The organism is Gryllotalpicola reticulitermitis (assembly GCF_042651345.1).
Lineage (GTDB): Bacteria > Actinomycetota > Actinomycetes > Actinomycetales > Microbacteriaceae > Gryllotalpicola > Gryllotalpicola reticulitermitis.
Genome location: NZ_JBHSCN010000021.1, coordinates 1 through 26,034, shown reverse-complemented (window position 1 = coordinate 26,034; position 26,034 = coordinate 1). Strand labels below are relative to the sequence as shown.

The window sequence follows — 26,034 nt, the reverse complement described above, 5'->3', positions numbered from 1 at the left end:
TTTAGTCATCGTTGTCGGGGAGTGAGGTGTCGAGGTCTTGGAGTACGAAGGCGAGCTCGTCGTGGGTGAAGGTGCCGGGATGCCTGATGAGCACCTCGCCCTGCGGGGAGAGGATCACGGTGTAGGGCAGGCCCGTTATGCGGAAGCGTCCTGCGATCGAGCCCTTGGGGTCTGCGACGAGCGGGTATGTCACGTGGTATTTGGTGGCGAAGGAGCGTCCGGCATCCGTCGGGTCGCTGACGTCGATGCCGAGGAACGCCACTTTCCCGTCGAGCTGGCCGTATTCACGCTGGAAATCGGGCATCTCAGTGGTGCAGGCCGAGCAACTGCTCGCCCAGAAGTTGATCACGGTGTACGTGCCGCGGTCGGATGCCGTCGAGACCTTCCCGCTGCCGGTCAGCGACGCGAGGGAGAACGGAGCGGGAGTGGCGCCGACATCTGTCCCGTCGGTGAGCGGTGCCGGCAGGTTCGCGCCGGCCACCTTTCCGCGCTGGGCGGCGGGTAGTGCGTCGACGGCGATCTGGGCGAGGCCGTGGCCGAAGGGGCCGGTGTCGGCGGACTCGTCGCCGAAGGTGGCGAGATCGACTTCGTTGCCGGTGGGGCCGACGATGAAGATGTCGGTGCCGTGCTCGACGGTCCGGGTCTTCGGGTCGAGCTCGACGGGCTCTCCCCATGCCTTCCAGGTGGCGGAGAGCTGCGCCGGGGATCCGGTGCCGTAGTACCAGTTCGGCAGTGCCGCGAGGCCATGCTGCTTGCTCCAGGCGAGGGTGTCGGAGACAGACGGGTAGTAGGGGTTGGCGTTGATCGCGACGAAGACGATATGGGCACGCTCTGCAGCGGTGAGGTCTTTGTCGGCGGCTTGGATGTCTTGGGCGAAGAGCGCGCATTGGTCGGTGCACTGGTCGTCGTTGACGGTGACGATGGCGACTTTGCCGCGGAACCGGTTGAGGGTCAGCGGCGTGCCGTTCTCGTTGGTCAGGTTGATCGCCGGCGCGGTGACGGTGCCTTCGCCGGTCATCGGGTCCAGGGAGAGCAGATCAGCGGTGGGCTTGTTGAGCCCGGCGCGCAGGTAGTCGTCGGATGAAGCTGCGGAGGTGCTGTTCTTGCCTGCGATCGCGACGAGGGCGATGGCGATGATGAGCGCGAGGACGACGGCTGCACCGGTCCACATCAGCACAGCTGCTCGCGCTCGGCGTGTGGGCGTCGGGGTGGGAGCGGTCAACGGTCGGCCTCCTTCTGGGCGGTGATGGCTAGCGAGCTGAAAGCGGCGATGATGATCGCGGCGAGAAGGGCGGCGAGGGGGAGCGCGGCGGCGCTGAACCAGGCGGCGAGCCGCGCTTGGACGTCCTGGACGACGGTGATCGCCGATAGTTGCACGCTCGGGGCGGCGAGGTCTCGCACCCAGTACAGGAGGAGGTAGGCGCCGACCAGGGCGCACATCGCGCCTGCGATGCGCGGCAGGATACGGGCGGCGCGCCCGAGACCCCGTACGGCACTCGCACCGGCCACGGCGGCGGTGACGGAGGCGCCGGTGGCGAACAGCCCCATCCCGATCCCGTAGGCGAGGAACGCGAGTACCCCGGTCGTGCCCCCGCGCGCGAGAGCGCTGGAGACGCCGGCGAGGAAGAGCGGCAGTGAGCAGCTGAGGGAACCGAGCGCATAGGCGGCGCCGAAGCCGACCATCGTCACAGCTCCGGTGCCGGGCCGGAAGGGCAGGGCGGGGAGGCGCAGCTCCCGCATCCGGCTAGCGGAGGCGAGGACGCCGACGACGAGCAGGGCGAGGGCACAGGCGATCATCAACCACGGAATCACCGGATCGAGGACCGTGGAGACCGCGCCGGCGGCGAGGCCGAGGACCCCGAAGACGAGGATGAACCCCGCGGTCAGGCTGCCGCCTGCGGCCAGGCCGCGTACGACCCGTGTCGTCCAGCCGCCGTCCTGCTCGCCGAGGAACAGGGCGAGGTAGGCCGGCAGCAGTGGGAAGCCGCAGGGGTTCAGCAGCCCCACCAGACCCAGCGTGAACGCGTAGACGAGCGCCGCGCTCATGGGCGCCCGGCATCCCGGGCGGCCAGCGCTGCCAGGCGCGCGTTGTACTCATCGAGCTCGGTGTCGCCGAAGCGGGCGATCTTGCGCGCGGCGGTGCGGGCATGCCGGGCATCCGAGCGCTGCCATTGCAGGAACAGCACGCCGAGCACCAGCAGGGTCGGCAGCTCGGTGAAGCCCCAGGCGATGCCGCCGGCGGTCTGCTGGTCCGACAGCGGCGAGACGTGCCACGACGGGTACGGGCGGGCGTAGAAGTGCACGATGAGCGTGCTGGCCATCATGATCACGATGCCGAAGAAGGCGTGGAAGGGGACCGTTGCTGCGAGTTCCGAGACGCGGATCACCGGCTTGCCGAAGGCGCCCATGAACCCGCCGCCGCGACGTGGACTCGGGTCGATGCCCATCACGCCCCAGAAGTACAGCATCCCGATGGCCAGGAAGTGGATGAGCATGAGGTTGTGGCCCCACATGGTGCTCATCAGCGCGTCGAAGGCGGGCGTGAAGTAGAGGCCGTAGAGGCTGCCGAGGAACAGCAGCAGGGTCACGACCGGGTTGCCGATCACCTGCACGGCGCGGGAGTGGATGATCGCGAGCAGGGTGCCGCGGGCGCTGCGCCCGCGGCCGGCGGGCAGTACGCGCAGCAGCAGAGTCATCGGGGCGCCGAGGGTGAGCAGGATCGGGGTGAGCATGCCGATGACCATGTGCTGGATCATGTGGATGCTGAAGAGCTCCATGCCGTATCCGTCGACCGCGGTCACGGTCATCGCCTCGATCGTGAACACCCCTGCGAGCCACCACAGGATGCGGCCGATCGGCCAGCTGTCCCCGCGGCGGCGCAGCACGACCACGCCGAGAAGATACGCGATGAGGAGCGCCATACCGAGGAGCGGGAAGATCGGGATCGGCTGGGGATGCCAGGCGACGATGCGGGCGAGCGTGGGCGGCTCGGCCGGCATCCACATGAGGCCCGACATGCGCGCGCCGCCCATCGGTGTTCCTGTGGGCATGGGCATACCGGATGGCAGAGGCGAGGATGTGGGGATCATGGTCATGCGCGCGGTGGCTTACTTCTCGGCGATCGGAGTGAAGGCGACGAGCGGCAGGGTCTCGACCAGGCGGCGGCGGCGGTCGGCGGCGGTGCCGTGGTAGTCGAACGCGGCGAGCCGTCCGAGCACCCAGCCGGCGAGCGGGCGCACCAGACGGATGCGGCGCTCGTAGTCGGCCAGGACGGATACCGCCTCTTCGGTCTCGAGCAGGCGGTAGTTGACCCGGTAGGGGCCGTGCCCCTTGTCGATCCAGGCGGCGCGACCGGAGCGGATGTTGGCGTACCAGTTGGCCTTGGTGCCGAACCCGGACATGACGATCGTCTCGCGGGTGTCCGGGTTGTAGCGCAGGATTTCAAGCACGACCGTGTAGAAGCGGCCGCTGAGGCGGCCGGTATGCGTCAGCTGGATGAACCGGTTTCCAAGCACCCAGCCCAGGTGCACCCCATAGAGGACATTCGGCAGCCGGAGGAGTGTGGTGGCCGCTTTTGAAGGCATGCAACCCTTCTTTGAAGTCTGGCTGTCAGAGGCCGAGGGCGAGGAGGTCGCCGATGCTTGTCTCGCCGGCGGCGGTGTTGAAGGCGCTGAGGGCGCTCGTGAGGGCGCTGCGGTCGGCGGGGCTCATCCGCTCGAGCACGGTTGTGAGCGCGCGGCGGCGGCGGACGGTGACGGATTCCACGAGCCACCGGCCGTCATCGGTGAGTTCGAGGAGCACCTCGCGGCGGCTGTCGGGATTCTCTGCTCGGATGACCCAGCCGCCGGCGACCATGCGGTCGATGGAGCGGGAGAAGGTGGAGGGGTTCGCGCCGACCTTCTCGGCCAGCTGCCCCACCCGCGTGGGGCCGGCCGCGGACAGCAGCACGAGTACTCGGAACTGGGGGAGCGAGACGACCTCCAGCGCGGGCGCGACCGAGCGCGCCACAATGCCCAGCAGCGCGCGGGACGCGGTGAGCGTCGCCTCGGCCGGATCGGACGGCTCTTTCGCTTCAGCCATCGACTTCTCCTCTGGTGCCGACCCGCATGGTCGGTGACGGATGATTGCACTCTTACAATAGTTGCGTGCGTGCAATCTTAACTCGGGTTTCTGCGGTCTTGCGGGATAACCGTTATGGGTTGTTCCTGATGGCGCTGATCGTCGGAACCGGCTCGGCTCTCGGCGCTCTCGCGTTCCGGTTCATGGTCTATGGCTTCACGTGGCTGGCCACCGGGAAGCAGGAGTTCGGGCAGGCCGGCCGGGTTGCGAGCAGCCACCTGCCGTGGCTGGGCTCCGGCTTCTATGTGCTCATTCCGGCCCTCGGTGGACTCGTCTTCGGTCCTGTCGTTTACCGGTGGGCGCGGGAGGCGCGCGGGCACGGCGTTCCCGAGGTGATGGTCGCCGTTGCCGAAAACGGCGGGCGCATCCGCCCGCAGGTCGCCGCGGTGAAGGCACTTGCCTCGGCGCTGAACATCGGCACCGGCGGATCCGTTGGGCGGGAGGGGCCGATCGTGCAGATCGGCTCGGCGCTGGCCTCGAGCACCGGCCAGGCAGTTCGTGCGCCGGAGAGCCGGCTGCGGATCCTCGTCGCATGCGGCGCCGCCGGCGGCATCTCAGCGACCTTCAACGCGCCGATCACAGGCGTCTTCTTCGGGGCCGAGATCATCCTGCGGGAGATCTCCGCGGGGTCCTTGTTTGCGATCATGCTCTCCTCGATGGTCGCCGACGCGATCATCCGGCCGATCCTCGGCGGCGCGCCGTTCCTGGCCCAGTTCCCGACGGGCGTCAGCCTGCATCACTCGATCGATTACCTGCTGATCGCGCTGCTCGCGGTGATCGCCGCGGTCGTCGGCCAGTTCTTCAAATGGACGCTCTATGCCATCGAGGACCTCTGCGACAAGGTCTGGGCCGGACGCCCCGAGTGGGCGCGCCCTGCCGTCGGGGGCCTTCTCGTGGGTCTGCTGCTGCTGGCCATCCCGCAGATGTACGGGGTGGGCTACCCGGTGATGTTCAAAGCCCTTCAAGGCGATTACGCGCTGTGGTTCATCGTGCTGCTGGCGGCCGCGAAGATCCTCGCCACTTCGCTGACCCTGGGTGTGGGCGGGTCTGGTGGCGTGTTCGCCCCCTCGCTGTTCGTGGGACTCATGACCGGCACCGCCTACGGCATGATCGCCGACCACTTCTTCGGGGCCGCGGCCGGCAGCCCGGCGATGTACGCGGCGATCGGGATGGCCGGAGTCTTCGTCTCGGGAACCCGGGCGCCGCTGACGGGGCTCGCGTCCGTGGTGGAGATGACCGGGGACTTCTCGCTCGCGTTGCCGGTGATGCTGACGGCGGCGATCTCGACGCTGATCTCCCGGTCGATCTCCTACGGGACGATCTACACGCAGAAGCTGCTGCGGCGTGGGCAGGACATCGAGCGGCTGCAGGACGTCGAGTACCGGCGCATGCTCGGCGCCGTTAACGACGACGAGCCCTCAGCGGCGTGAGGAGGAGCTGGTGAGGGTGCTCATTCGTTTGTCCGGGCTGTTCGGCTTCCTTGCGCTCAGCGCGGTCGCCGGAGTGTTCCTCGCCGCCGTGGCCGTGCCCGGTGCGATGCTCAGTGCGCATGGCGTGAACACCGCCGCGAGCGCGTACTTCGCGCTCCCCGCGGATCTCAAGATCGGCACCCCGGAGCAGGTCAGCACCATGTACGCCACCCAGGCCGGGAAGCAGATCGCGATCGCCTCCTTCTACTCCGAGGACCGCATCGAGGTCGACGCCGACCAGATCTCCCCGCTGGTGAAGGACGCGGCCATCGACACCGAGGACCCCAGGTTCTACTCCGAAGGCGGCACGGATGTCATCGGCACCATCCGCGGGGCGCTTGCCACCGCGTTCGGTCACGGCGATGACGTGCAGGGAGGATCGTCCATCACGCAGCAGTACGTGAAGAACGTCCGCATCCAGGAATGCGAACAACTGGGTCCAACGGCGCAAGTCACTGCGTGCTACAAGAAGGCCACCGCGATCACGCCGCAGCGGAAGCTGCAGGAGATCCGCTACGCCTCGGCGCTGAACCAGAAGTACACGAAGTCGCAGATCCTCACCGGCTACCTCAACATCGTCGGCCTCGGCGGCACCGTCTACGGCGTCCAGGCCGGCGCCCGCTACTACTTCGACACGGATGCCGCCCACCTCACCCTGGACGAGGCCGCCACCCTCGTGGCGATCCTCAACAACCCGGACAACCTCCGCATCGACCAGCCGAAGAACACCGCCAACGGGGCAGCCAACGGGTACAAGCTCACCCTCGCGCGCCGTAACTACGTCCTGGCGCGCATGTACGCCCACCACTCCATCACCGAAGCCCAGCTGAAGACCGCGCAAAAGACCCCGGTCTCCCCGAAGATCACCCCGCTGACCTCCGGTTGCGCGGCAGCCGCGAAGTACGACGCGGCGTACTACTGCTCCTACGTGCGCGACCAGCTGGAGAATGACCCCGCCTTCGGGAAGACCCGTGCCGACCGGATCGGCGCGCTCAACACGGGAGGACTCAGGATCTACACCCCGCTGCGCCTTGGCCTGCAAGCTTCCGCGCAGAAGGCGCTGAGCAGCTACGTCCCGGCCACCGCTGCCGGGGTGAAGCTCGGCGGCTCGAACGTCACGGTCGAGCCCGGCACCGGGAACGTCCTCACCATGGTGCAGAACACCAGCTACAGCAACCAGCAGGCAGACGGCCGAACGTCCGTCAACTACAACACCGACAAGGACTACGGCGGCTCCATCGGATTCCAGACCGGCTCCACCTTCAAAGCCTTCACCCTGGCCGCGTGGCTGGAAGCCGGGCACACCCTCGAGGAGACCGTCTCCACCACCCAGCACCAGTTCCCCTTCGGCGACTTCGCCAACAGCTGCGAAAACCTGGGAACCGGAGAATGGCACGTCAGCAACGCCGACCCCGCCGCCCCCAACCTCACCGTGCTTCAGGCCACCGCGCAGTCTGTGAACACCGCCTTCGCGAAGATGGGCACCCAGCTGGACCTCTGCGACATCTACAACATCGCCACAGACATGGGAGTGCACCTTGCCGACCCGGGCGGCACTTTCAAGGAGTTCCCCTCGATGATCCTCGGCGTGAACGCCATCTCCCCGCTGACCATGGCCGAGGCCTACGCCGGCTTCGCCGACAGCGGCATCGTGTGCACCCCGACCGCGATCACGAAGATCACCGACCCCGCAGGCAAGGCCATCCCGTTCACGACCCCCCACTGCACCCAGGCGATTCCGACGAACATCGCCAACACCGTCGAATACGACCTGCGCGGCGTCCTCGGACGCGGCGGGACCGCCGAGACCGCCAACCCGGCGGACGGCACCCCGCACTTCGCGAAGACCGGAACCAGCGACTACGACGAGCAGAACTGGCTCATCACCTCCACCACGAAATACACCAACTCCACCTGGGTCGGCAACGTCGCAGGCAAAGTCCACCTCGGCACCTGGCCGCTCCTGGCCGGCACCAACGGCTACGACGCCAAATTCTCCATCGCCAGGCAGCTCCTGCCAGTCCTCGACAGCCAACTCGGCGGCACCACGCTCCCCAGTCCCGACACCGCCCTCGTCGGGTATCCCGCCGCGCCGACCCGCACACCCACGCCGAGCCCGACCGCAACGAGCACGCCCGACGCATCCCCGCAGCCCAGCGCCACCTCATCGCCGACAACGACGGGTACCAAACCGTAGCCGAAAACCGCGGAGCCCTCGGCCCCAGAGACTAGACGATTACTGCATTCATACAAATAATGCTGTTGTGCAATGAACGGCGGCATCTGTCGCCGCGACGACTCGAGGGGAGGGAGCAACGCTTATGAGTCCTGAGTCAGGTATCGATACCGTGGCGATGTCTGCGGTCGCGCTCTTCGTGCTGCTGCTGATCGCAGCCTTTGGACTGGTGGCCGCTTGCGTCCTCCTCTTCGGTGGCCATGTCAGGGAGCGTGAGCGCTCGCGCTCTCACACGGACGCCGAGACGCCGCAGTATCAGCGCGCCCGTACGCCGCACCCCTGGCAGGGTTTCGTGGATGGGGCGGGCTTCTGGGTCGGCGGCGATGTCGGCAATGATGGCCCCGCATCCGACAGCAACCCGGAAGACGAGAGGTAAAACGCGCGCTTCCCTGCGTCCTGGCCGCTTGACGTAGCGGCGACCCGCGAAGCCGTGCGGCGACAGCCTCAGCCGGGCGACCAAAGTGATGACGCCTGGCATCGCTTGCTCTGTCTCAACGTCGGCACGGCGTTAGGTGCAGGATCGGTCGCGAACGAGGAGCTCGGAGGCAGTTCGGCGCGCGGTTTCGGATGATGCAAGACGACCGGCTGTCGCGCATCCTGGTGCGCCAGGGCCGAGGTGCCAGCTGAGCGGAACGTCGCAGTTGGGAACCGGTGGCGCGTTCCGCGCGACCGCGCTGGAATAGCGCCTTCAAAGCTGCCTGAGCCCCCCGGCGCGCTCGGGCCCGTGTCTACCGTGCCGACCGTTGCTGCGCAAGCCGTTGGCCCTGCTGGCGATTGTGTGCAGCATTGCAAGTGTTGCGTACGTGCAAGCGTCAAGCTGAGGTGGTGGGCCGATGTCGACAACGCTATGGACGCCGACAGCGGCGCTTGCGGGTGTGTTGTGCGGCGTGGTGGCGCACCGTCCAGAGTTCGGCGCCCGCGAACGCGGCGGCGAGCACCGCTTGGCTCAGCGCTGGGCGGCGGTAGCGCGGGGATGCCGCGACAACGAGCATGGACGCGGCGTGCAGGCCGTCGGTGAGCAGGCCCAGGGTTCGCAGCTCGGGTGCCGCGATGGTGAGGGCCGCTTGGACGATGTGCCTGGCGCCGGCGATCTTCGTGCCGCGGCGGACGACCGGATCTGTGTCGGCCTGGGTCGCGCACAGCAGGCCGGCTGCGGCGCGGGCGATTTCCAGTGTGGTGGTGAGCAACGGCGTTCCTTCGGACACGGGCGGTCAGTTTTGTCCGGGAGAGTGTCCGCATCTGCGGGATCTCAATCCCCGAGCGGGGCTGTAACGTGACCGGCGCGACCGGCTACGGCCTGCACGTCGCCCGGGACTACGCGCTGATCGCGGACGGGGAGCGCGGGGCGATCATGGGCCCTCGGGGGGAGGTCGTGTGGTTGTGCGCTCCGCGCTGGGATTCGCCGGCGGTCTTCTCTCGGCTGCTGGGCGGTGACAGCCTCTTCGCCATCACTCCGGACGCGGATGACTATGTGTGGGGCGGGTACTACGAGCCGGGGACTCTGGTGTGGCACAGCCGGTGGGTCGAGGACGCCCACATTGTCGAGTGCCAGGAGGCGCTCGCGTTCCCCGGTGAGCAGGACCGCCTCGTGCTGCTGCGGCGTGTCGTGGCGGGCGAAGGGGACTGCCGCGTTCGGATCGTGCTGCACCCGCGCCCGGGGTACGGAAGACACCGGGTCTCGTGGAGCCGTAGCGGAAGGACGCTGTGGGAGGGGCACGGTAGCGGTCTTTCGTTCCGCGTGCAGGGGCTCGAGGATGCACGTCTGAGTGCGGATGGCGGCCTAGAAGCGGTGCTGACGGTTGCCGCGGGGGAGCAGCACGACGTGGTGCTGGAGATCGCAGGCGGGGTTCTCGCCGAGGAGCCGGCGGAGGAGGAGCGGCTATGGACGGCCACGCGGGAGCGGTGGCGTAGCGAGGTGCCGGAGACGCACGGTACCGTCGCGGATCGGGACGTGCACCACGCCCGGGCGGTCCTGCGGGGGCTCACCAGCTCACACGGCGGCATGGTCGCCGCCGCGACGATGTCGCTGCCGGAGAGAGCCGAGCAGGGGCGCAACTACGACTACCGCTACGCGTGGATTCGGGACCAGTGCTTCACCGGCCAGAGCATGGCCTCGCTCGGGGACTATGCACTGCTGGACAATGCCGTCAGCTTTGTCGCCGACCGGCTGCAGCAGGACGGCCCCGGACTCAAGCCGGCCTATGCCGTCGACGGCGGTCCCGTGCCGGATGAGAAGAGACTGCCGCTGCCTGGCTATCCCGGCGGAGTGGCGATCGCCGGCAACCGGGCCAACCAGCAATTCCAGCTCGATGCCTTCGGCGAGGCTCTTTCGCTCTTCGGCACTGCAGCGCGCCTTGACCGTTTGGACGTGGAGATGTGGCCGGCGGTTGAAGTGGCAGTGGATGCAATCGCCGCACGTTGGGACGAGCCGGATGCGGGAATCTGGGAGCTTAAGGCGCGGTGGTGGACGCATTCCCGACTGGCCTGCGTCGCCGGGCTGCGCGCCGTAGCTGCCCACGCACCCTCAGGGCGCGGGGCGCAGTGGGCGGCGCTCGCGGACAGGATCCTCGCCGAGGTGGGCAACCGAGGTGTGCACGCCAGCGGAAGATGGCAACGGGCAGCCGACGATCCCGGCATCGATGCGGCGCTGCTTCTGCCGGCGATCCGCGGAGCGGTCGCCTGGGAGGATCCGCGAGCCCTGTCGACGGTCTCGGCAGCGCTGGGCGAGCTGGCCAGCGAGGAATACCTGTATCGCTTCCCGCAGAACGGCCAGTTAGGGGACGAGGAAGGAGCTTTCCTGCTGTGCAGCCTCATGATGGCGCTGTCCCTGCATCAGCAGGGCCGTGACGTGGAGGCCACTAGGTGGTTCGAGCGCGTCCGCGGCTGCTGCGGACCGGCAGGTCTCTTCTCCGAAGAATGGGACGTCCTGCAACGGCAGAGCCGAGGCAACGTGCCGCAGGCGTTCGTGCACGCCTTCTTCGCCGAGACCGCGCGAGCCCTCGCCGAGCCTCACCGAGATCACAGCGCAGGGCAGGCGTGACAGACATGGGCGAAAACAGTGCCGGTTACCGAAGGAGTAGAGGACGAGATGCAGTTTTCTGATGCGCGCAGCCGGGTGGCCGTCGTCACCGGCGGATCTGCGGGTCTCGGGCGTGCCATCACGCGTGAGCTCGCGGCTCGAGGATGGGATGTCGCCGTCCTTGCCCGCGGTAATGACGGTGCTGCGGCCGCGCTTGAGGACGTCGAGGCTGCGGGTCGCCGCGGCTTGGCGGTCCTCGCGGATGTCAGCGTCAACGACGAGGTGGAGTCCGCCGCCGAGAGGATCGAGCAGGCGCTCGGCCCGATCGAACTGTGGGTCAACAACGCGATGACCGGCGTGTTCGGGGAGTTCCTCGAAACCGATCCGGAGGACTTCGACCGCGCCACCCGGGTCGTCTATCTCGGATTCGTGAACGGCACCCGCGCCGCACTGAAACGCATGGTCCCGCGCGACCACGGCCACGTCATCCAGGTCGGCTCGGCTCTCGGCCACCGCGGCATCCCGCTGCAGGCCGCGTACTGCGCCGCAAAGCATGCGATCAAAGGCTTCACCGAATCCGTGCTGACCGAGCTGCTCCACAACGGCAGTAGGGTCAAGCTGTCGGAGGTTGATATGCCGGCGCTGAACACGATCCAGTTCAACTGGGTGAGAAACGCCCTGCCGCATCATCCTCAACCCGTCCCACCCATCTACCAGCCCGAAGTCGGGGCCCGCGCCGTCGCACACGTTGCCGAGCATCCCAGGCGGCGGACCTGGGTGGGAGAGATGACCGTGGCGACGATCATCGGCAACCGGCTGTCCACCCGGGTGGCGGACTGGTACCTCGCTCGGACGGGGTACTCCGGCCAGCAGGCCCCCGACAAGCGTGAGGCTCAGATCGGCGTGAACCTCTACGAACCCGTCCCGGGTGACCAAGGCGCGCACGGCATCTTCGACGACCGGGCTCGCCGCACCTCTCCGCAAACCTGGGCAATCACCCACCGCACCGCGGCATGGGCGGCTGCAGGAGCCGCTCTCGCCGCCGCCGCGGTGGGCGGAAGCACAGCGCTTCGGAGCAGGCGATGAAAGCGTCCCGGCTCATGCAGAGCGTGCGGGACGCCGACGCGGCCGCACGCGATGTACGCGGGCAGCGCCGCGCGCTCGCGATGGGCGACCGCATCCTCGGCCTCCTCACCGCGACCGACCACAAGGTCATCGGCTACCTGTACCTCACCACCTCGTTCGTCTACTTCTTGATCGGCGGGGTGCTGGCGTTGCTGATGCGGGTGCAGCTGTTCGAGCCGGGGGAGCGGTTCGTTCCGACCGGAGAGGTTTACAACCAGCTGTTCACGATGCACGGCACGATCATGCTGCTGCTGTTCGCCACGCCCTTGTTCGCCGGCTTCGCGAATGTGATCATGCCGTTGCAGATCGGCGCCCCCGATGTGGCCTTCCCGCGACTCAACGCGCTGTCCTATTGGCTGTATGCCTACGGGGCGCTGACCGTGGTCCTCGGATTCCTGCTGCCGGGAGGTGCCGCGGATTTCGGCTGGTTCGCGTACCAGCCGCTGGCCTCGTCGACGTTCTCGCCCGGGCTGGGCGGCGACGTGTGGGTGTTCGGGCTCATCCTCTCGGGCTTTGGCACGATCCTCGGCTCGGTGAACTTCATCACGACCATCGTCACCATGCGCGCCCCCGGCATGACCATGTTCCGCATGCCGATCTTCTGCTGGAACACCCTCGTCACCGCGATCCTCGTGCTGTTGGCCTTCCCGGTTCTCACCGCAGCCCTCTTCGCAGCCGGCGCCGACCGGATGCTCGGTGCCCACATCTTCGACGCCGCCAACGGGGGCGCCCTGCTCTGGCAGCACCTGTTCTGGTTCTTCGGCCACCCGGAGGTCTACATCGTCGCCCTGCCGTTCTTCGGCATCGTCACCGAGGTGTTCCCGGTCTTCAGCCGCAAACCGGTCTTCGGCTACAAGGGCCTGATCTACGCGACACTCGCCATCGCCGCTCTCTCCGTGACCGTGTGGGCCCACCACATGTTCGTCACCGGCGCCGTGCTGCTGCCGTTCTTCTCGCTCATGTCGATGCTCATCGCGGTGCCGACAGGGGTGAAGTTCTTCAACTGGATCGGGACCATGTGGCGCGGTCACCTCACGTTCGAGTCGCCGATGCTGTTCGCCATCGGATTCCTCATCACCTTCCTCTTCGGAGGGCTGACCGGTGTGATCCTCGCCTCGCCGCCGCTGGACTTCCACGTCTCCGACACCTACTTCGTGGTCGCGCACTTGCACTACGTCGTCTTCGGGACGGTCGTGTTCGCGATGTTCTCCGGCTTCTACTTCTGGTGGCCGAAATGGACGGGCAAGATGCTGGGCGAGAAGCTCGCCGTCTGGCACTTCTGGATCCTGTTCATCGGGTTCCACACGACTTTCCTCATCCAGCACTGGCTGGGTGTGGACGGCATGCCGCGGCGTTACTACACGTATTCCGCATCTGACGGCTTCACCTGGATGAACCAGCTCTCCACGATCGGATCGATGCTTATTGGCGCGTCGATGCTGCCGTTCTTCCTCAACGTGTACGTCACCTGGCGGCATGCGCCAAAGGTGCAGGTGAATGACCCGTGGGGGTACGGCCGGTCGTTGGAGTGGGCGACGAGTTGCCCGCCGCCTCGGCACAACTTCACGAGCATGCCCCGCATCCGTTCTGAGTCTCCGGCCTTCGACTTGAACCATCCGGAGGCCGCTCCGATCGCCGTGCCGGAAGGGGCTCAGCGATGAGGGCGAGCGCATTGCTGTTCTGGGGCCTTGCCGGCTTCTTCCTCCTCGAGGACATCGGCTATGGACTCTGGACGCTGCACGATCAGGGCCGCATCGAATGGACCGGAACCGTCGCTATGGGCCTGTGCTTCATCTTCGGTGTGCTGCTGGCGTTCTACCTCACCGTCTCGAGTTCCGCCCCGAACCGTCTCCCGCAGGATCGCGCCGACGCGTCGATCGAGGATGGCGACCCGGAGATGGGCTTCTTCAGCCCCTGGAGCTGGTGGCCCTTCGCTCTCGCCACCTCCTGCTTCGTGGTCTTCCTCGGCTTCGCCATCGGCATCTGGATGGTCATGATCGGCGGCGCGCTGGTAGCCGTCGCACTCGTCGGGTGGGTCTACGAGTATTACCGCGGATTCCACGCCCGATGAGCGCACGCCTCCTGCAACTCGCCACCGGCGGCGTGGTCGGCATGACCACCCTCGGCGACCCGGCCGCCCAACACACTGTCCTGCTGTGCCATCCCACACCGGGAGCGTCCGGCTTCGATCCCGATCCGGTCATCACCGGCCAGAGGTCCGTCCGGATCGTCTCCGCGGATCGTCCTGGCTACGGGGCAAGCTCCCCGCGGATATCGCCGCTCGCTGAGCCGCACCTCGCCGAGCTTGCCGTCCTCGACGAGCTGACCGGTGCCGGAGCTCGCATCGACGCCGTCATCGGCTGGGGTTACGGCGGCCTCATCGCGCTGCGCGTCGCCGCGGAGCGCCCCGACGCCATCGCGCGCGTCGCGCTCGTGCAGACGGCAGCACCGAAAAACCGGCTACACGACATCGTCATCCGCCGCACTCGCGCCTGGATCCCGCAGCACCGCGACCCGCTTCGAGCACGCGCGGCACTACTCGGCGGCACCAGGATCAAGGCGTTGTCCCTGCTGGGCGCTGGCGACGAAGACGAGGCGCTGCGCCTTTCCGGCACCGAGCAGCGCTGCGAACGGATGCTCGACCAGGCCGTCGCACAGGGCGAGGCCGGCATCGAGTTCGACCGCCGGGCCCTACACCGAGGCGGCTGGGCACCGGCGGCGCGCTCCCTTCGAGCGCGCACCCTCGTCCTCTACGGCGCACGCGACAAGCGGCTCGGCCCCTCAGACGCGAAGTGGTTCGCGCGGCGGCTTCCGCATCCGCATGTCGAGGTCATTGCAGAAACAGCCGCCATGACCATCGCATCGGACTGGGCCCGCGTCCTGGACTTCGCCACCGGTGACACCGTCACGTCGCCCACCGCTGCGGATGCGGCGCACGAGTAGCACTCAAGAGACCTACGAATGTGAGGAGAAGCGTGAAACGGAAGACGACGAAAGCAGCCAATTCAGCGCGCGCCGCCGCGCGGGAAGTCCACGAGATCAGGCATGGCCGGTTCGAACGGCTGCTCTCCGTACTGACCGCGATGGGCGCCGCCGTGACGACCGCCGAGATCTTCTTCGAGCATGATCGTGCGAGCTTCGGCAACCGCTGGATGTGGGCGCCTATCGTGATCGGCCCAGTGGGCGCCCTGGCAGGACTGGCCGGCTATCGCAGTAAGACGATGGCCAAGACCGTGCTGCCCCTGGCATCCGCCGTCATCATCGCCAACGGGCTTCAAGGTACCGTGCTGCACGCCCGCGGGGTGGCACAGCGGCCCGGCGGGTGGCGCAACTTCCGCTACAACGTCGAGATGGGGCCGCCCCTGTTCGCGCCGCTCCTGGTCACGCTCGTCGGGGGCATGGGTCTGCTCGCCGCGGTGCTGCGGAGGGAGCGATGAGCGAACGCACTCCGCTGCCGGCCGGCGCCGTCGGCCCACGTTTTCCCGGCTTCAATGTGCTCGACCAATCGGCGCACTGGGACGACGCCACCCGCGCGGCGATCACGGGCCGCATGCACGCGTTGCCGCCGGTGCGCTTCTTCACGATCGAGGAGGAGGCTGCGGCCAAGAGCCTGTTCGATCAACTGCTCGACCAGCGCCCGTCACCCGGCGAGCAGTCCGTCGACGTGGTGCGCATGGTGGACTCGCGCTTGGCTGAAGATGAGACCGACGGCTGGCACTACGACACGATGCCGCCGGACCGGGAGGCGTGGCGGTGCTCACTCGCTGGTCTCGACGAGGATGCCCAGGGGGCTCACGGCGCGGCTTTCGCGTACTGCGAGTGGGATGAGCAGCACGCGCTGTTACTAGCGATTCAGACGTCTGAGGAGAAGACCTGGCACGGACTGCCGCGCGCCCAGGTGTGGAGCCTGTGGACGCGCTACGCCGCCACTGCTTTCTACTCGCACCCGTGGGCATGGAACGAGATCGGATTCAGCGGCCCGGCGTATCCCCGCGGTTACAAAGCTGCCGGAGTCGGGAAACGCGAACCGTACGAGGTACCCGACGCGATGCCCGGCGACGACCCCGTGCACCGGAGCGCGCCGTGAGCCGGGTACGGGACCGCAACGAGTCGGCATGGCTGCTCACCCCGCGCGGTGCGTTCCCCACCCAGTTACGCGAGCAGATGCGTCGCTTCGACGATGAGGACGAGGTGGATGCCGTCATCGTCGGAGCCGGCGCCGGCGGTTCGACCGTCGCCCAGCGGCTCGCCCGGGCCGGATGGAAAGTGGTGGCCCTGGATGCCGGACCGTTCTGGGATCCGGAGCAGGACTGGGTCAGCGACGAGGCCGGCTCCCACAAGCTGTACTGGACCGAACCGCGGCAGATCGGAGGATCCGACCCGGTACCGCTCGGCTCCAACAACTCAGGCCGCGGAGTCGGCGGCTCAATGGTGCACTACGCGGGGTACACGCCGCGATTCCATCCCAGCGACTTCCGCACACTCACTCAGGACGGCGTCGGAGCGGACTGGCCGCTCGACTACGACGACCTCAAGCCCTACTACGAGCAGATCGAAGCCGAGTTGCCAGTTGCCGGCGAGGACTGGCCGTGGGGCGACCCGCACAATTATCCGCAGCGGCCGCACCCTGTCGGCGGCAACGGGGAGATCTTCCTGCGTGGCGCACAAGCTGCCGGCATCGAAGCGAAGGTTGGACCCGTCGCCATCTCGAACGGCCGTTTCGGGCACCGGCCGCACTGCATCTACCGCGGCTTCTGCTTGCAGGGATGCAAGGTGAACGCGAAAGCCTCTCCGCTCGTCACGCACATCCCCGACGCGCTCACTCACGGCGCCGAGATTCGCCCCGACTGCATGGTCACGCGCGTCGAAATCGACGAGCGGACCGGGCGCGCCACAGGGGTCCATTACGTCCGCGACGGCCGCCAGCGCTTCCAGCGCGCCCGCATCGTCGTGGTCGCCGGCTACTCGATCGAGACGCCGCGGCTCTTGCTCAACTCGGCCTCGGCGCGGTTCCCTGACGGGCTCTGCAATGACTTCGACCAGGTGGGTCGCTACTTGATGGTGCAGGGAGCGCCGCAGACGGCGGGGCGGTTCGACGAGGAGATCCGCATGTTCAAGGCCCCGCCGCCGGAGGTGAGCACCGAGGCGTTCTACGAGACCGACCCGACGAAGTCCTACAAGCGTGGCTTCTCGATCCAGACCGTCTCGCCGCTACCGATTACCTGGGCGGAACACGTGATGGCGCAGGGGCACTGGGGCAGGGATCTGCGCAACTACATGTCTGACTACGTGCACTGGTCTGTGCTCGGCGCCCTGTGCGAGTTCCTCCCGCTGCCTGAGAACCGGATCACGCTCGCGGACCAGAAGGACCGCAACGGCATGCCGATCGCGCACATGGCCTATAGCCAGTGCGAGAACGACAAGCAGCTCGTGAAGGCCGCCACAGCCGTGATGGAGCGCATCCTGAAGGCTGCGGGCGCTGACGAGGTCATCACGATCAATCGATACGCGCACCTCGTCGGCGGAGCCCGCATGGCCGCCAGCGAACAGGAGGGCGTCGTCGACCGGTACGGTCGCTCCTTCGCCGTGCCGAACCTGTTCATCGCGGACGGCAGCGTGCTGCCGACACAAGGCAGCGCCAACCCGGCGCTGACCATCATGGCCATCGCCGCGCGGACGGCGGGGTACCTGGCTGCGGCGTGACCGGGCTGAGTGGATCGCCTCGGTGCTTGCAGATGCGAGGAGGCCGATTGTCTCTCCCTATCGAACACGGGCGCAAGCCGGGCGCGTCCGCAACTCAAGCATGCTTCACTCCAACTGCTGCGCGTATGCAATCCATGCAGATTCCGGTGTGCACGAGTCCGAGGCTCGCTCCGTGTCGCAGGCAGCGCGGTGAAACCACAGCGGCAAAGGGGGAATCCTGATGACCACAGTGAGCGACTTCCTGATTCAACGCGTCAGAGAGTGGGGCGTAAGCCGCATCTTCGGATATCCCGGGGATGGCATTGGCGATTTCGACGGGGCGCTGGGCCGCGCCGAGCGGGCCGGTACCGGGTTGGACTACGTCCGGCCGACGCATGAGGAAATCGCGGCGTTCATGGCGACGGCACATGCGAAGTTCACCGGCGAGGTCGGAGTGTGCGCCGCCACGTCCAGCCCCGGCGCGTTCCATCTGCTGAACGGGCTGTATGACGCGCAGATGGACAATGTGCCGGTCGTCGCGATCGTCGGCCAGCAAGGCCTTGACGCGCTGGGAACCTTCACGCAGCAGGAGAGCAACCTTGAGGTGGTGTTCGCGGACGTTGCCGCATACGTGAAGACGATCGTGTCGCCCGAGCAGGCGCAGGCCGTGATCGACACCGCATTCCGGACCGCGACTACCCGGTTGCAGCCGGCTATCGTCGTTGTGCCGCACGACGTTCAGGGCATGGAGATGACCGAGCCCGCGGCCGCGCATTGGGTGTCGCGATCCAGCAGCGCGGCGGCATCGACGAAGATCACGCCTCCGTCTTCGGACATCCAGCGGGCGGCACAGGTCATCAACGAAGGCCGCAAGGTGACGTTCCTCGTAGGCGCTGGCGCACGGGGAGCCACCGACCTCGTCGTGGAGGCAGCGCGGCGGGTCGGCGCTGGGATCGTCACCGCGCTGCGCGGCAAGGACGTCATCCCCTCGGATGTCTCGTTCCATACCCAGCAGGTGGGCCTGCTCGGCACGCTTCCCAGCTACCGGCAGATGACGGAATGCGACACGCTCGTCCTTCTCGGCACCAACTACCCGTACGGGGAGTTCCTGCCAAAGACGGGCCAGGCTCGTGCCGTACAGGTCGATCTCAAGCCCGAGCAGCTCGGCATACGCTATCCGACCGAGGTGAATCTATGGGGCGATGTCGGTGCGACCTTGTCCGCCCTGCTGCCGATGCTCGTGCAGCAGGAAGACCTGTCCTGGCAGGAGCAGATCGCCAAGGAATGGACGCAGGCCGAGCAAGAGCTGCATGCACAGGCGATGCTCGGCTTCCCCGACGGTGGGAACCCGCGCCGGGTGTACTTCGAGCTGAACGAACGGCTGCCCGAGAACGCGATCGTGACCGCGGACGCCGGGACGACCGCGGACTGGTATGCGCAGCACATTCGCCTGCGCCGCGGCATGCGCGGCGACCTCTCGGGGCGCCTGGCGAGCATGCTCGCCGCGATGCCTTATGCGATCGCCGCGAAATTCGCATACCCCGAGCGGCCCGTGATCTGCACCATCGGGGACGGCGCCTTCCAGATGCTCGGCATGAACGAGCTAATCACGGTCAAGAAGTACCAGGAGAGGTGGCCGAACAAGCAATTCATCGTTGTTGTGCTCCATAACGATGACCTGTCGCAGGTGTCGTGGGAGATGCGCACCGAGGATGCCAACCCTGTTTGGCGGACGGCGCAAGACGTCGAATCCGTCGACTATGCCGGCTACGCCGAGTTGCTCGGCTTCAAAGGGATCCGCCTGAGGAGCGACGAGGATGCCGGCGCAGCATGGGACGAGGCATTCGCGCACGACGGCCCCACACTGATCGACGCGTATGTGACCCGCAACGCGCCCCCGCTGCCGCCGAAGATCACGAAGCAGTATCGCAACAACATGATGAAGGCGATGCTCAAGGCCGACCCACTGGAAGTCCCCACGCTGGTCGACAGCGCCGAGGCGCTGGCCAGCGAAGCCCTCCACCGAACCAAGAGCGCGCTCCACCTCGGCAAGAACGATCCCGGGCAACGCGAATAGGCACCCCCGGTGCGGCCACAGGCTAGTTTCATCCACCGACTGGGTGTTGCTGGGGTCGGAGCCGCGTGAATCCTCCCTAAGGCGCGTGGCCTCCGGTGAAAGAAAAGAGAGGAGAAACCGGTGGTGGCATCAGCGGCGATCGATCGAATCGAGACCAATGTGTACCGCGTGCCGACAGATCTGCCGGAAGCGGACGGAACGGCCGAATGGGCTGAGACCACGATCGTCGTCGCGACGGTCGCCGCCGGCAGTACCGAAGGTCTCGGCTACAGCTACTGCGAGGCCGGCGCCGCCGATGTCATAGAGCATATGCTCGCACCTCTGGTGAGAGGGCGTCGCCCCGAGGAGTTACCTGCGATCAGGGCGGTGCTGGAGCACAAGGTCCGCAACACCGGCCGCGACGGCCTGGTCGCGTGCGCCCTGTCCGCGATGGATGTCGCACTGTGGGATTTGCGGGCACGCCTCCTCGACGTGCCGCTACTTGCTCTTCTCGGCCGCGCCTCGCCCTCGGCGCGGGCTTACGGCAGTGGCGGCTTCACGACGTACGACGACTCGACCATGGCCCAGCAGTTGCGCGGCTGGGTTGCCGCGGGGATGACGGCTGCGAAGATCAAAATCGGCGAGTCCCGAGGCGGCGCTGAAAGCCGCGATCTGCACCGCGTACGTCTGGCCCGCGAGGCGATTGGGCCGTCTGTCGAGCTGTTCGTCGACGCCAACGGCGGCTACACGCCGTCCCAGGCCCGCCGCATGGAGCGCGCACTCCAGGAATTCGGGGTGCGCTGGTTCGAGGAGCCGGTCTCCTCGGACATGCCCGAGGAGCTCGCCGACATTCGCTCAAGCAGCCGGATGGATATCGCCGCAGGCGAATACTGCTGGCGCGTCCAGGACGCAGCGCGCCTCCTCGAAGCACGAGCCGTGGACTGTTTGCAGTTGGACGTCACTCGCTGCGGTGGATTCACTGGCTGGCTTCAGGGCGCGGCAGTCGCCGCTGCCCACGGCGTCGAGATCTCGGCGCACTGCGCACCCCAACTCAGTGCACACGCCGTGTGCGCCAGCCCGAACGCCCGGCACCTTGAGTACTTCCACGACCACGCCCGGATCGAACCGCTGTTGTTCGACGGCACCCTCCACGTTCGGTCCGGCGCCCTGGTACCGCACGACCTGCCCGGTCACGGACTCAGCGTCTCGGATCGCGCAGAAGAGTTCCGCACATGAGTGCAATCGAACCGGAGAGCATCGGCGTGAGTGGTGTGCTCTTGGGGCTGTGTGATGCAGACACCTTGTTACAAAGGGAGGCTGACCCGCATCATCCACGAGTAAGCCGCTCACGCCAGGGCTGACGTTCAGCGAACCGGGCGTTCAACTGATCTCCTTCGCGATGAGCCTGTTCCGGCGCCTTCAAGCAACAGGCACCGCGCTCCCAGTCGACCTAAGGGTGTACGAGGAGTTGCTGGAATCAATCGCAGTCGCCGACTACACGGACGTCGATCAGACATAAGGTCGTAGACCTTGTTCTCTATTGCTGCTTGGACACTCATCCTTCTCCGTCGTCGTCCACCACGGCGGTGCGGCGCAACACGCACTGGTTGGGCGATTGCGCGACCCGCGCTGCGGTCGAGAGGCGCTAACAACGTGCTCACGTGCGAAGAGATCTCATCGTCGATTGCGACGCGGTATATGGCTCGTTGCAGCGAGTCGCGGCACATCGAACGCTGACTGACCGCTTGTCGATTTCGTGCTGTAGATGCGGCAGTGAGCGCGAGCACGGCAACCGCGATGCCCCAAAGGTCACGTCCAGTCTGTGGTGGGGCGCAGTCGACAGTTATTCGACAGTTCAGCCTCATCGAACTGGCTCCAGAGCGACCGAGGTGGCACGATGCTTAATAAAGAGGTCAAGAACTGGCTCCGTGAATGGCCAGATCTATCAGGAGTTTTGCCGAGAAGACTCGAAACCGTGGCCCCCATGCCGCCACACCAGAGGCGGTCAGGATTCTTCAGGGGGTCAGGGGTTCGAGTCCCCTCAGATCCACCAGGAGCCCTGATCAAGCCGCTATTTGATCGCCACTTTGCGGATCGATGTGCATGGGGTTCGATAAGTATTCGACTGTTCGCCGATTGATTCGGGCGCACTCGCCGATTCTCGGCGGATCGCAGGGGTTTTTGATCTCAGGTGCCCATGTCAGCGCTTATCGCGGCGCCGGATTCACTTCTTGTTCAGCATGGAGGTGGCGGTCGTGATTCTCAGACGTGCTCTCGCCTCAGGCGAAGCAACTCCTTCACGCGGAGCGGTTTGGCGCCGTGACGATCGTGGATCGGGCGCTGTTCGTGCCCACGTTGTGCACGGCAAGCTGCGAAGCTCGACATGTGATCGTCCCATCAGTCTTCTTCGGACATGACGGCTATGACTGGCTGGCGCTTGCTGCGCAAGCCGGCGGCGCTTTGGCGACCGTTATTACGGCGATCGTGGCGATCGCGGCGTTGCTCGTGTCGCTTTGGTTGGCCCTCGTCGATCGGAAGCGATCGCGTGAAGTCACAGCAAGAGCGGAAGACGAGCTTCGTCGAAGCCGTGAAGCCGATCTTCGGGCCCAGGCCGAGCTGATCACGGTCTGGCTCGACCAGGACGAGGGGTCGGGCCGCGGTGACGTTATGCTCTCGAACGCTTCGACCGGTGCCATCTACGACGTCGTGATCGGCTACGGCGTCGCCTACGGGGCGGGTACCGGCTTCCTCAAGGGGGAGTGGAACTCCAACGACGCGCTCCTCTTCATCAACCGTCTCCCGCCGGGCATGTGGGCTGTAGCCGGGGCTCCGGGCTATCCCGGCGGTGGAATGCATATCCATGTGGAAGCCGCGATAGCTTTCCGCGACGCTGCAGGTCGGGATTGGGCGAGAGACGCGACCGGCGACCTTCAGCAGATCGAGGAGCATCCTTACGAGTACGTCCAGGCGATGCAGCCGATCAGCCCATGGGCCACCATCCGTCGCGTCTCCTCGGTTTGACGTCAAGCTCGTCGTCCGAGATTGCCAGGCAATGTCGGCCGAGCACGCTACGTTCACCCCATGGATGTGGTCCCGCGTGCGAAGCCGTTTCGCTTCGGTGTCGCGCGCGGTGCACGGGGCGAGTTCAAGCCGATCTGCGCGATCGGGATGATTCGCGACGGCGGCATCTTCGTGTCGCCCGCCAAGATCGCCAACGCACGATGGACATACGGCGTCACTCCGAGGTACCTGCTCGACAAAGCCACCGACTTCGTCACCCTCGACGAGCGGCCGAAACTGCATTACCACCAGAGTGGCATTGCATCAGTCACGCTCACGGGGACGTCTCTGGAACCTCGCCGGCTGCACATGAACCCGATCACTGAGATTCGCCGATCAGGTCTGCTGCACCGTGGACTCAGTGGGTGGGGGCGTCTGTGTCGACGACGCTCGAAATGTAGGCCATAGCGACGGTTGAAAAGTAGGCCATCCAGACAGATTGGATGGGTGACCTCCTTGGAGGATTGGGCGTTGATCCGGCGGCTGGTCGCGGAGGGTGTTCCGCAGCGTCGGGTCGCGAGAGAGTTGGGCATCGCACGGAAGACGGTCGCGGCTGCGGTGGCGTCGGAGCGGCCGCCGAAGTACGAGCGCAAGGCGGTTCCGACGTCGTTTACGCCGTTTGAGCCACGGGTGCGGGCGCTGCTTGAGGAGCACCCGGAGATGCCGGCCATGGTGATCGCGGAGCGGCTGGAGTGGTCGGGGTCGATCACTTGGTTCCGTCAGAACGTGCAGCGGCTGCGGCCCGAGCACCGCCCGGTCGATCCCGCGGATCGACTTACGTGGGCGGCCGGCGATGCGGTGCAGTGCGATCTGTGGTTCCCGCCGCAGCGCATCCCGCTCGAGGACGGGTCGGCCGCGTTGCTGCCGGTGCTGGTGATCGTGGCCGCGCACTCGAGGTTCCTCACCGCCCGGATGATCCCGTCGCGTAAGACCGAGGATCTGCTTTTGGGGTCGTGGGAGCTGATCCGGCAGCTGGGCCGGGTGCCGAGGAGGCTGATCTGGGACAACGAGTCCGGGATCGGGCAAAGGGGGCGCCTGGCCGAGGGGGTGTCCTCGTTCGCTGGGACGCTGGCTGCGAGGATCGTGCAGCTGAAACCGTACGATCCGGAGTCCAAGGGCATCGTGGAGCGGCACAACGGGTTCTTCGAGACCTCGTTCATGCCCGGTCGCGCCTTCGCCTCGCCGCAGGACTTCAACACGCAGCTGGCCGAGTGGCTCGAGAAGGCGAACGCGCGGCTGGTGCGCACGATCATGGCGCGGCCGATCGATCTGATCGAGCACGATCGCTCCCGGATGCTGCCACTGCCGCCGATCCCGCTGCAGCTCGGCTGGCGCGAACGGTTCCGACTCGGACGCGACTACTACGTGCGCCTCGCCGGGAGTGACTACTCGGTCGATCCGCACGCGATCGGACGCATGGTCGATGTGGCTGCCGATCTCGACCGGGTGCGCGTGCGGCTGGAGGGCCGCATCATCGCCGACCACGCTCGTGTGTGGGCACGCGGGATGACGATCACCGACCCGGCGCATGTGGAGACCGCGAAGCTCATGCGCACGCAGTTCCAGCAGCCCAAGCCCGTGCTCGGCGATGACCTCGGCCGGGATCTGGCCGACTACGACCGGGCGTTCGGGCTCACCGGCGAGGTGGCCTGATGAGCGCCATCTCGAGCGAGGCGGTCAAGCAGATCGCCTACCTCTCCGGGGCGCTGAAAGCACCCAGGATCACCGAGGCCGCATCGCGTCTGGCCGATCAGGCCCGGGATGCCGGCTGGTCGTTCGAGGACTACCTCGCCGCTGTCCTTGAGCGGGAAGTCTCAGCACGCAACGCTTCCGGCGCCGAGCTGCGCATCCGCGCCGCTGGCTTCCCCGCCCGTAAGACCCTCGAGGACTTCGACTGGGACGCGCAGCCCGGCAGCCGGCAGCAGGTCGCGGCATTGGCCTCCGGCGGGTTCCTCGCCGAGGCGCGCAACGTTGTGCTCCTCGGGCCGCCCGGAACCGGGAAGACCCATCTGGCCACCGGCCTCGGGATCGTCGCGGCCCGGCACGGGCACCGGGTGCTGTTCGCCACCGCAACCGACTGGGTGACCCGGCTCACGGATGCGCACCGGCAGGGCCGGCTCCCGGCCGAGCTCGCGCGGCTGAAGCGCTACGGGCTGATCATCGTGGACGAGGTCGGCTACCTGCCCTTCGAGCAGGACGCCGCGAACCTGTTCTTCCAACTGGTCTCCTCCCGCTACGAGCACGCCTCGTTGATCCTCACCAGCAGCCTGCCGTTCTCCGGCTGGGGCGGCGTGTTCGGCGACCAAGCAGTCGCGGCCGCGATGATCGACCGCATCGTGCACCACGCCGACGTCCTCACCCTCAAAGGTGCCAGCTACCGGCTCCGCGGCCGCGGGATCGACAGCCTCCCCAGCATCAAAACCCACGACACGGCAGACTGAACACGACGAACCGGTGGCCTACTTTTCGACCGTCACATCGGCCCACATTTCAAACGTCGTCGACACCCGAGTGCCGCGCTTCAAGAATCGAATCGCGGGAACACGCCAGGGAGTCTGACTTCCTGACCCATCGCCTCGTGCCTCATCCCACATCGTTCGAAATAAGACCCCGGCTCAGAAGGTCCTAGATCCCGTTCTCACGGCTGCTGGAGGTCAACACCGTGACCACGTGCGTGGCACAGCCTGAGGTGTCCCTCCGGAAGGCGATGCCCGCTACCCCTGCCAGTGCTCCCTCACAGGGATGCCGGACGCGCGTGCGCGCCGCATCATGTCCCGGGTGCCGATTCGCCGCCCCGTCGCGAAGGAACGCGAGGCACACGCTCGCGCCGCAGTCGGCCATCGCCTGGTTGCGCGTGTGGCCAGCGGACTTCCCGAGCCCGTCCCAGTCCGCGGGGTGAGCCTCGTCGGCCACCCGCGCTGACCGTGCGAGGTCCCTGGCGATGCGGTCCGCGCCTCGCGCGTCACCGTGGACCACGACAACCGGTCCGAGATGCCCGGCAGCTCGTAGATCCCGGACAGCCGCGTTCAGCGCGGCGCGCACCAGCTCGCGGTCGGTCAGTTCCCGGCTTCCGGTGACCAGGATGCGCACAGGGGCGGGAGCGGGTTCCATGCCCTCATCTATGCGTGTCTCCACCGTCACGACGAACGCCTGGCGCGCTAGATGTACTGACCTCGACCGTTGTTGATTCGGTCGATGGGTGGTTTGCCTTCGATGCCGAGGTGGGCTCTGTCTAGGTTGTAATGGTCGATGAAGGCGGGCAAGGCCT

24 protein-coding genes are annotated in these 26,034 nt (G+C 66.9%); 17 read left to right on the top strand and 7 right to left on the bottom strand.

The features are described 5' to 3' along the window. Nucleotide 1: 1 nt before the first annotated feature. The 5 genes from ACFOYW_RS17395 to ACFOYW_RS17375 are packed head-to-tail and all read right to left on the bottom strand — an operon-like array spanning nucleotide 2 to nucleotide 4,080. Entirely contained in the window at nucleotides 2–1,222 is a 1,221-nt protein-coding gene (locus tag ACFOYW_RS17395) for a redoxin domain-containing protein (RefSeq protein ID WP_390231957.1), read from the bottom strand. Further along, nucleotides 1,219–2,046, bottom strand: coding sequence for a cytochrome c biogenesis CcdA family protein (locus ACFOYW_RS17390; RefSeq protein ID WP_390231954.1), 828 nt, complete (start codon nucleotides 2,044–2,046; stop codon nucleotides 1,219–1,221). The genes ACFOYW_RS17395 and ACFOYW_RS17390 overlap by 4 nt, the downstream gene beginning before the upstream one ends. Continuing rightward, a complete protein-coding gene (locus ACFOYW_RS17385) occupies nucleotides 2,043–3,050 on the bottom strand; it encodes a cytochrome c oxidase assembly protein (protein WP_390231951.1) in 1,008 nt (335 codons plus the stop codon). The genes ACFOYW_RS17390 and ACFOYW_RS17385 overlap by 4 nt, the downstream gene beginning before the upstream one ends. A 57-nt stretch (nucleotides 3,051–3,107) precedes the next feature. Then, nucleotides 3,108–3,584, bottom strand: a complete 477-nt coding sequence (locus ACFOYW_RS17380; protein ID WP_390231948.1) for a hypothetical protein — start codon at nucleotides 3,582–3,584, stop codon at nucleotides 3,108–3,110. A gap of 25 nt (nucleotides 3,585–3,609) precedes the next feature. Then, nucleotides 3,610–4,080: a MarR family winged helix-turn-helix transcriptional regulator gene (locus tag ACFOYW_RS17375; RefSeq protein WP_390231945.1), complete on the bottom strand. Its 471-nt coding sequence runs from the start codon at nucleotides 4,078–4,080 to the stop codon at nucleotides 3,610–3,612. Nucleotides 4,081–4,208: 128 nt separating this feature from the next. On the opposite strand from ACFOYW_RS17375, the gene ACFOYW_RS17370 reads away from it, so the two are divergent. From ACFOYW_RS17370 to ACFOYW_RS17360, 3 genes are all read left to right on the top strand, one after another. Further along, complete coding sequence (locus tag ACFOYW_RS17370; RefSeq protein ID WP_390231942.1) at nucleotides 4,209–5,549, top strand: chloride channel protein; 1,341 nt, start codon at nucleotides 4,209–4,211, stop codon at nucleotides 5,547–5,549. Nucleotides 5,550–5,559: 10 nt separating this feature from the next. Further along, nucleotides 5,560–7,785, top strand: coding sequence for a transglycosylase domain-containing protein (locus ACFOYW_RS17365; RefSeq protein WP_390231939.1), 2,226 nt, complete (start codon nucleotides 5,560–5,562; stop codon nucleotides 7,783–7,785). Nucleotides 7,786–7,942: 157 nt separating this feature from the next. Beyond that, nucleotides 7,943–8,200, top strand: coding sequence for a hypothetical protein (locus ACFOYW_RS17360; protein ID WP_390231936.1), 258 nt, complete (start codon nucleotides 7,943–7,945; stop codon nucleotides 8,198–8,200). A gap of 469 nt (nucleotides 8,201–8,669) precedes the next feature. Here ACFOYW_RS17360 and ACFOYW_RS17355 read toward each other — a convergent pair whose 3' ends face one another. After that, nucleotides 8,670–9,029 (bottom strand): hypothetical protein, encoded by a 360-nt coding sequence (locus ACFOYW_RS17355; RefSeq protein ID WP_390231934.1) that lies wholly within the window; start codon nucleotides 9,027–9,029, stop codon nucleotides 8,670–8,672. 68 nt (nucleotides 9,030–9,097) lie between these two features. On the opposite strand from ACFOYW_RS17355, the gene ACFOYW_RS17350 reads away from it, so the two are divergent. The 14 genes from ACFOYW_RS17350 (at nucleotide 9,098) to istB (ending at nucleotide 25,207) form a co-directional block, all read left to right on the top strand. Beyond that, the gene (locus tag ACFOYW_RS17350; RefSeq protein ID WP_390231931.1) at nucleotides 9,098–10,864 is read left to right on the top strand and encodes a glycoside hydrolase family 15 protein; all 1,767 of its coding nucleotides are present in this window, start codon (nucleotides 9,098–9,100) and stop codon (nucleotides 10,862–10,864) included. 48 nt (nucleotides 10,865–10,912) lie between these two features. Beyond that, nucleotides 10,913–11,929, top strand: a complete 1,017-nt coding sequence (locus ACFOYW_RS17345; RefSeq protein WP_390231928.1) for an SDR family oxidoreductase — start codon at nucleotides 10,913–10,915, stop codon at nucleotides 11,927–11,929. An 80-nt stretch (nucleotides 11,930–12,009) separates the two neighbouring features. After that, nucleotides 12,010–13,629 carry an aa3-type cytochrome oxidase subunit I gene (ctaD, locus tag ACFOYW_RS17340; RefSeq protein WP_390232004.1) on the top strand — a complete coding sequence of 540 codons (1,620 nt, stop codon included), beginning with the start codon at nucleotides 12,010–12,012 and terminating at the stop codon, nucleotides 13,627–13,629. Then, entirely contained in the window at nucleotides 13,626–14,039 is a 414-nt protein-coding gene (locus ACFOYW_RS17335; protein ID WP_390231925.1) for a cytochrome c oxidase subunit 4, read from the top strand. The genes ctaD and ACFOYW_RS17335 overlap by 4 nt, the downstream gene beginning before the upstream one ends. Beyond that, the gene (locus ACFOYW_RS17330; protein WP_390231922.1) at nucleotides 14,036–14,911 is read left to right on the top strand and encodes an alpha/beta fold hydrolase; all 876 of its coding nucleotides are present in this window, start codon (nucleotides 14,036–14,038) and stop codon (nucleotides 14,909–14,911) included. The genes ACFOYW_RS17335 and ACFOYW_RS17330 overlap by 4 nt, the downstream gene beginning before the upstream one ends. A gap of 32 nt (nucleotides 14,912–14,943) precedes the next feature. Then, nucleotides 14,944–15,405: a hypothetical protein gene (locus ACFOYW_RS17325; protein WP_390231920.1), complete on the top strand. Its 462-nt coding sequence runs from the start codon at nucleotides 14,944–14,946 to the stop codon at nucleotides 15,403–15,405. Beyond that, nucleotides 15,402–16,055, top strand: a complete 654-nt coding sequence (locus ACFOYW_RS17320; RefSeq protein ID WP_390231917.1) for a gluconate 2-dehydrogenase subunit 3 family protein — start codon at nucleotides 15,402–15,404, stop codon at nucleotides 16,053–16,055. The genes ACFOYW_RS17325 and ACFOYW_RS17320 overlap by 4 nt, the downstream gene beginning before the upstream one ends. Further along, on the top strand, nucleotides 16,052–17,671 hold the full coding sequence (locus ACFOYW_RS17315) for a GMC family oxidoreductase (RefSeq protein WP_390231916.1): 1,620 nt from the start codon (nucleotides 16,052–16,054) through the stop codon (nucleotides 17,669–17,671). The genes ACFOYW_RS17320 and ACFOYW_RS17315 overlap by 4 nt, the downstream gene beginning before the upstream one ends. Nucleotides 17,672–17,891: 220 nt before the next feature. Continuing rightward, nucleotides 17,892–19,727: a thiamine pyrophosphate-requiring protein gene (locus tag ACFOYW_RS17310; RefSeq protein ID WP_390231913.1), complete on the top strand. Its 1,836-nt coding sequence runs from the start codon at nucleotides 17,892–17,894 to the stop codon at nucleotides 19,725–19,727. A gap of 120 nt (nucleotides 19,728–19,847) precedes the next feature. After that, nucleotides 19,848–20,942 (top strand): enolase C-terminal domain-like protein, encoded by a 1,095-nt coding sequence (locus ACFOYW_RS17305; RefSeq protein ID WP_390231910.1) that lies wholly within the window; start codon nucleotides 19,848–19,850, stop codon nucleotides 20,940–20,942. Nucleotides 20,943–22,025: 1,083 nt separating this feature from the next. Continuing rightward, nucleotides 22,026–22,727 (top strand): hypothetical protein, encoded by a 702-nt coding sequence (locus ACFOYW_RS17300; protein ID WP_390231907.1) that lies wholly within the window; start codon nucleotides 22,026–22,028, stop codon nucleotides 22,725–22,727. A 60-nt stretch (nucleotides 22,728–22,787) separates the two neighbouring features. Further along, a complete protein-coding gene (locus tag ACFOYW_RS17295) occupies nucleotides 22,788–23,174 on the top strand; it encodes a hypothetical protein (protein ID WP_390231905.1) in 387 nt (128 codons plus the stop codon). A gap of 48 nt (nucleotides 23,175–23,222) precedes the next feature. Next, nucleotides 23,223–24,419 carry an IS21 family transposase gene (gene istA / locus ACFOYW_RS17290; RefSeq protein WP_390232001.1) on the top strand — a complete coding sequence of 399 codons (1,197 nt, stop codon included), beginning with the start codon at nucleotides 23,223–23,225 and terminating at the stop codon, nucleotides 24,417–24,419. Further along, nucleotides 24,419–25,207, top strand: a complete 789-nt coding sequence (gene istB, locus ACFOYW_RS17285; RefSeq protein ID WP_390231902.1) for an IS21-like element helper ATPase IstB — start codon at nucleotides 24,419–24,421, stop codon at nucleotides 25,205–25,207. The genes istA and istB overlap by 1 nt, the downstream gene beginning before the upstream one ends. Nucleotides 25,208–25,391: 184 nt before the next feature. Here istB and ACFOYW_RS17280 read toward each other — a convergent pair whose 3' ends face one another. Further along, complete coding sequence (locus ACFOYW_RS17280; RefSeq protein ID WP_390231899.1) at nucleotides 25,392–25,907, bottom strand: DUF2493 domain-containing protein; 516 nt, start codon at nucleotides 25,905–25,907, stop codon at nucleotides 25,392–25,394. Between the last annotated feature and the right edge of the window lie 127 nt (nucleotides 25,908–26,034).

Coding starts and splice junctions, on each gene's coding strand:
- ACFOYW_RS17390 (WP_390231954.1), bottom strand. CDS start 2,046: ATGAGCGCGGCGCTCGTCTACGCGTTCACGCTGGGTCTGGTGGGGCTG.
- ACFOYW_RS17385 (WP_390231951.1), bottom strand. CDS start 3,050: ATGCCCACAGGAACACCGATGGGCGGCGCGCGCATGTCGGGCCTCATG.
- ACFOYW_RS17380 (WP_390231948.1), bottom strand. CDS start 3,584: ATGCCTTCAAAAGCGGCCACCACACTCCTCCGGCTGCCGAATGTCCTC.
- ACFOYW_RS17375 (WP_390231945.1), bottom strand. CDS start 4,080: ATGGCTGAAGCGAAAGAGCCGTCCGATCCGGCCGAGGCGACGCTCACC.
- ACFOYW_RS17370 (WP_390231942.1), top strand. CDS start 4,209: ATGGCGCTGATCGTCGGAACCGGCTCGGCTCTCGGCGCTCTCGCGTTC.
- ACFOYW_RS17360 (WP_390231936.1), top strand. CDS start 7,943: ATGTCTGCGGTCGCGCTCTTCGTGCTGCTGCTGATCGCAGCCTTTGGA.
- ACFOYW_RS17345 (WP_390231928.1), top strand. CDS start 10,913: ATGCAGTTTTCTGATGCGCGCAGCCGGGTGGCCGTCGTCACCGGCGGA.
- ctaD (WP_390232004.1), top strand. CDS start 12,010: ATGGGCGACCGCATCCTCGGCCTCCTCACCGCGACCGACCACAAGGTC.
- ACFOYW_RS17335 (WP_390231925.1), top strand. CDS start 13,626: ATGAGGGCGAGCGCATTGCTGTTCTGGGGCCTTGCCGGCTTCTTCCTC.
- ACFOYW_RS17330 (WP_390231922.1), top strand. CDS start 14,036: ATGAGCGCACGCCTCCTGCAACTCGCCACCGGCGGCGTGGTCGGCATG.
- ACFOYW_RS17320 (WP_390231917.1), top strand. CDS start 15,402: ATGAGCGAACGCACTCCGCTGCCGGCCGGCGCCGTCGGCCCACGTTTT.
- ACFOYW_RS17310 (WP_390231913.1), top strand. CDS start 17,892: ATGACCACAGTGAGCGACTTCCTGATTCAACGCGTCAGAGAGTGGGGC.
- ACFOYW_RS17295 (WP_390231905.1), top strand. CDS start 22,788: ATGGATGTGGTCCCGCGTGCGAAGCCGTTTCGCTTCGGTGTCGCGCGC.
- istB (WP_390231902.1), top strand. CDS start 24,419: ATGAGCGCCATCTCGAGCGAGGCGGTCAAGCAGATCGCCTACCTCTCC.